Genomic DNA, 3293 nt, shown 5'->3' on the forward strand with positions numbered 1-3293 from the left:
TTGATCAGCACATACCATGGTATGGACGAGAAGCAGCGAGAAAGGCTAATGGGGTATATGGAGGCCGTTATAGCAATGACAAAAGGAAAAGAGGGAAAATAAAAATTTTATCGAAAAATTCGTATAAATGGATTTGTTAAGGAACAGAAAGATTGACAGTTTTTTATATGATCACTATAATTAAATTACCTATTAGGTAATTTATTTGAGAAAGGAGGATGGATTTGGAACTGCAATATTCCAAAGAAAAGGTCCAGGAGCAATGCTCCAGTTTGGAAGCAGCGAGTAAACTTTTCGGTGGTAATAAACCACTTGCAGTTTGCCTACTTGCGAGAATAAACGCATTAAAACAAGCAGACACGATAAAAGATATTATAGTTCAACCATCTTTCCACTTTCATAAATTAACTAATAAAAATGGAAAGGATTTAGAGGGATATTTCGCTATTGATGTAAAATCAAGAAAAGAACCATGGAGAATTATTCTTCAGCCTCTTAATGAAAGTAAAGAGGTTTATGACCCTTGTAACATTGATGAAATTGCTGAAACTGTTCGAATAGTTGAGATTACGGAGGTGAGCAAACATTATGAGTAACTTTATAGAATATAATGATACAATTGCATTTCACCCGGGATATTATATAAAGGAGATAATTGATGAGAGTGGACTAACTCAAGAGGATTTTGCTAAAAGACTTAATACTACTGCAAAAAATCTCAGTATAATTATAAAGGGTGAGCAAAGTTTATCTGTTGACATTGCAATGAAACTTTCCAAAATGCTAGGAACGAGTATCACCTATTGGTTGAATCTACAGACTGCATATGATGCAGCAAAGGCTGAGGCTGATTCTGAAGAAGAATTACGTGAGGAGAGAAGGATATTTAATTATCTTGATTACAAATACTTTCGTGAGCATTATGGATTATCGGATTTGCCGAGAAAAAAAGATGAGCAGATTGTAGAAGTTAGGAAATTTTTGAATATTGCTTCATTGACAGTTTTGACGAAGCAGGATTTGGCGGTAAATTTTAGGAGCGCTAAAGATGATCATGATGAAGCAAGTACTGTCAGGGCAAATGCTATGGTACAGGTTGCCATTAATAAAGTATTGGCAACCCCAGCACCTAAGTTTGACAAGCGCAAGTTTGAAAAAGCAGTTAATTATGCATTAACTCTTACGACAGATCATAGAGGCTTTTATCCAAAGATAAAGAAAGCATTCTATGATGTAGGAGTAATATTTGTTATTATGCCTAACTTGTCCGGGTCCAAGACAAATGGTGCAACTAAGCGTATTGGAAATAACATAATGCTTATGGTAAATGACTGTAGATTAAATGCTGATTCATTCTGGTTTACTCTATTTCATGAGATTGGACACATTATTAATGGCGATTACGGAATTTCCTTCGAAAATGAAACAGGAGAAAAAGAAGTACTTGCAGATCGCTATGCAGAGAGCAAACTGATTCCACCTGAAGAATATGATGCTTTCATAGCAGAAAAGAAGTTTGATGTGACTTCGATAAAAAGGTTTGCCGTGAGGATTAATAGAGATCCCGGAATTGTGATTGGAAGACTTACAAATGATAAATATGTGAGATTTGATGATGTATCTTTGAAAGCACTTCAGCATAAATATAAAATACAGACCGTATTTTAAATTACTAGAGAATTCTGTGAGCATTTGATAGGAATGTTCACAGAATCCTCTTTTTACGCTTACACATGATTAGATTTAACTCATGTGGTCAGTTGTAGAATACAAACGACCAAAGAACTAATATTCGGTAACCGTGTACTGTTAACAATTTATGAACATTTGTTTGCGTACCTTGACAAACAATGTGAATTTCGGTAACCGTGTACTGTTAACATGCGCCGAAGCGTCTTGACTACATAATTTTTGAAAATTAAGTCAACAGTCGAATTTGATTGTTGGCTTTTTTAATACATCCGTATATTTACATAGAAATATTTTTGTTATTATATGAATCAGGCATAAAGAAATTTGGAGAAGTGGGGGTAAATATGGAAGAAGTTGAAAATATATTGGAAATGATTGAAACAAAAACATTAAACGAAGCAAAGAAAATATGCGGAATTCTTGGGATAGATGTTCCAAGAATATGCATTTATAGCTGCTGCGGGATTTTTGGTGGCGAAGGCAAAGGCGGAGATATAAGGAATAGAAGCGGTGATTATGACGCCATTACTGATACTGTTTCTATATATATTTATGAAAACACTGAATTGGAAACGGTATATAAGACGCTTGCCCATGAACTAAGACATAAATGGCAACACGAATATAATGAGGAAATATTTCTGGAGAAAGCAGCTATAACAGCCTGCGCACGTAAAAGATGTATATTCTATAAGGCGGGCAAGAAATATTTAATGGCGCCCAATCCCGGAAGTAAAGGCTATTTGACGGACAGAGTAGAGATTGATGCTGAGGCATACGCAAGACGATATATGCGAGACGAGTATAACTGGTCCATTAGTTTTTCTTCAAATAATAAGGATGCTGATGAATGGCTCAAGCTTATAGAAAAACGGATTGGTGAACTTGATGCCGATCTATTTTCAATATAATGGTTCATACACCTTGTCTGAATCCGGTAACCGTGTACTGTTAACAATTTATGAACATTTGTTTGCACGCCTTGACAAACAATGTGAATTAGGCATTGTAGGGTTGCGTGTCATGAAAATATACTGAGCGCCGCATAAATACTGGATTACAGACGATTTATGTCATTTGACAACAGGCTGGCGAGATGTGCTTATGCGAGTATGGGTAGCATCTTCTTTGCCCAGATACTCTTGACTTTTTGGTGACAAATTGCTATCATTTTGCTAACAGGAGGTGATTGTTATGAAGCAAGCGGTCACAAGAGTAGAAGATAAAGAATATGATTTGTTTCAAGAAACGGCAGCAAACCTAGGAACTACGACGTCAGATGCTTTACGTATGTTCATATACGCATTTAATGACCACCATGGTTTTCCATATCCCGTTCAGAGCCGCAGGATGAAGGTGGAACCTTTTGAGACAGAGAAGGAAGCCACAGAATTTGCAACAGATTTGGCTATGGAGATAATGGAATGAAGCGTGGAGAGATATGGACATTACAGGACAAGAATTATGCATCTAAAGCCAGACCAGTGGTAGTCATTCAGAGTGATAGAATTCGGTAACCGTGTACTGTTAACAATTTATGAACATTTGTTCGCGCGCCTTGACAAACAATGTGAATTAGGCATTGCAGGGTTGCGTGTCAT

The 3293-nt window shown here is 36.4% G+C and carries 4 protein-coding genes; all 4 read left to right on the plus strand.

Features of this window, described 5'->3' with window-relative positions; genetic code table 11:
* The first annotated feature begins 224 nt into the window (after positions 1 to 224).
* The 4 genes from G608_RS0117655 (at position 225) to G608_RS0117670 (ending at position 3120) form a co-directional block, all read left to right on the plus strand.
* On the plus strand, positions 225 to 596 hold the full coding sequence (locus tag G608_RS0117655; protein ID WP_155833324.1) for a hypothetical protein: 372 nt from the start codon (positions 225 to 227) through the stop codon (positions 594 to 596).
* On the plus strand, positions 589 to 1668 hold the full coding sequence (locus G608_RS0117660) for a HigA family addiction module antitoxin (RefSeq protein WP_026497095.1): 1080 nt from the start codon (positions 589 to 591) through the stop codon (positions 1666 to 1668). Before G608_RS0117655 ends, G608_RS0117660 begins: the two co-directional genes overlap by 8 nt.
* Before the next feature lie 368 nt (positions 1669 to 2036).
* Positions 2037 to 2603, plus strand: coding sequence for a hypothetical protein (locus tag G608_RS0117665; protein ID WP_026497096.1), 567 nt, complete (start codon positions 2037 to 2039; stop codon positions 2601 to 2603).
* Positions 2604 to 2886: 283 nt separating this feature from the next.
* Entirely contained in the window at positions 2887 to 3120 is a 234-nt protein-coding gene (locus G608_RS0117670; protein ID WP_196810241.1) for a hypothetical protein, read from the plus strand.
* The last annotated feature ends 173 nt before the right edge of the window (positions 3121 to 3293 follow it).

Source organism: Butyrivibrio sp. WCD3002 (assembly GCF_000424265.1).
In the GTDB taxonomy this organism is placed as follows: domain Bacteria; phylum Bacillota; class Clostridia; order Lachnospirales; family Lachnospiraceae; genus Butyrivibrio.